Here is a 1,985-nt window from a genome sequence, read left to right as displayed (position 1 = left end):
TGGCCGGTGGCCGGTGGCCGGTGGCCGGTGGCCGGTGGCCGGTGGCCGGTGGCCGTCGAGGTGTGCTGCCGTTCGCGGGGATACGCATGGTTACATGACCGGCGCTCTCGCGGCATCCTGCCTCTGGCAAAACCGCCCGAAGAGCGACAGACGGCCACAGCCAATCCCACCAGAGCCGCCCCAGCGGAACCCGACCGGCCAGACCCGCCAACCGCGGGTCCCGCGACCACCCCCACCACAGGCCCCTGGGGGTTCCGGGGAGTGGGGGAGGGCGGCACGCGGGAGTGCCCGCGCAACGGTGTAATACCCAGCGCCAGCGAGTCATTTCCGCAGGTGGAGGCCCCGCCCCGTCGGCAGCTGCCGGAAGATCCTCTGACAGTCCCTGGCACGCGTCATGTTTTGTGGGGGTGGCTCAGTTTGTGGAGGGGCCTCAGGGAGCGCGGCGGTGGGCTGTCACGGGGACGCCGGAGCGGGGGCGTAAGGTGACGCGGGGGAGGGGGGTCACGGGGCGTCCGGGGGCCGGCTCCAGGTGCCAACGGCGGCAGATGGTGGCCAGGACGATCGCGGCCTCGAGTTCGGCGAACGTGTTGCCGATGCACTGACGGTTACCGCCGCCGAACGGGAAGAACGCGTACTTCGGACGGGTGGCTGTCGAGCGTGGCCCGTCGACCGGCCCTGTCGCGCAGGAGGCTGTCGCGGACGGTTCCGGGGACGGTTCCAGCCAGCGCTGAGGCACGAAACCGTCGGGGTCGGGCCAGTACTCGGGGTCACGGTGCATGACCCACTGGCTGACCAGCACCGTCGAGCCCGCGGGGATGTCGTAGCCGCCGAGGGAGTGGTCCGCCAGCGTCCGGCGGAACATGATCCAGACCGGTGGGTACAGCCGGATCGACTCGGTGAACACCGCCCGCGTGTAGGGGAGGCGGGGCAGGTCGTCCAGGGTGGGCAGCCGGTCACCGAGAACCTCGTCGAGTTCGGCGTGCAACGCCTCGCGTACCCGCGGGGCGTTGCCGAGCAGATGGAAGGCCCAACTGAGCGCGTTCGCGGTGGTCTCGTGGCCGGCGAGCAGGATCGTCAGGACTTCGTCGCGCACGGCGTCGTCATCCAGGGGCGCGCCGGTTTCGGCGTCGCGGGCCGTCAGCAGCAGGGACAGCAGGTCGTTGCCGTCGGCCCCCGCACGTCGACGGTCGGCGATCATCTCCCGGATCAGCCGGTCGAGGTCGGCCCGGGAGCTACGGGCCCGCAGCGTCGTGGGCAGCGGTACTTTCTCCAGATACCGGCTACCGGGGATGGCCGCTCGACGTGACACGCCCATGTTCGCCGCGATCGCCCGCCGCACCGTCAGCACGAGGTCGCTGTCCAGGGGCAGGTCGAAAACGGTTCTGGTGACGATTCCGAGGGTCAGCTCGGTCATCTCCTCATGGAGGTCCAGCTGTTGCCCGTCGGACCATCCGGAAGCGGTCTCCTCGGCCAGCCTGGCGAACGTCTCGCCGTACGTGGCGATCCGCTGGCGGTGGAACAGCGGCTGGATGAGCCGTCGGCGGGCCCGGTGCAGCTCGCCGCTGCTGGTGAGCAGGCCGGAACCCAGCAGCAGCGCCAGCGGCTGGACTCCCTCGTCGATCGGCATTCGTTTTCTGCGGAAGCCCTTGGCGAAGACCCGCTGGGAGTTCACCAGGATCTCCTGCACCGCGGCCGGGTCGTTGACCAGGTAGACGGTGCCGCGGCCCAGGGGCCCGCGCACGATCGGGCCGTACTCGTGGCGCAGCCTGGTGAGCAGGTCGAGCGGGTTGGTCAGGAACGCGTACGCGGTGCGCAGCGACTGCCCGCTCGGGCCCGGTGGAGGCGGGCCGGGCCTGCCGGCCGGGCCGCCCACCGGGCCGCCGGGCGGGTCAGCGGCCTGCGCCGCGGGGGCGTTCCCGACTTCGCTCGAGCTCCCGACGTCGCCCGCGTCCCCGGCCGGGCCGTCGGCGGCTCTGGCCTGGGAT

1 protein-coding gene is annotated in these 1,985 nt (G+C 71.8%); it reads right to left on the bottom strand.

The window, feature by feature from the left end:
• Positions 1 to 430: 430 nt before the first annotated feature.
• The coding region (locus NBW84_RS10095; protein ID WP_445548685.1) for a cytochrome P450 at positions 431 to 1,985 on the bottom strand (1,555 nt) is incomplete at its 5' end.

The sequence above is a fragment of the Protofrankia sp. CiP1_Cm_nod2 genome (genome assembly GCF_920664355.1).
In the GTDB taxonomy this organism is placed as follows: Bacteria; Actinomycetota; Actinomycetes; order Frankiales; family Frankiaceae; genus Protofrankia.
Note: the sequence above shows the minus strand (reverse complement) of the source record. Positions and strands in the feature narration are given on the sequence as shown.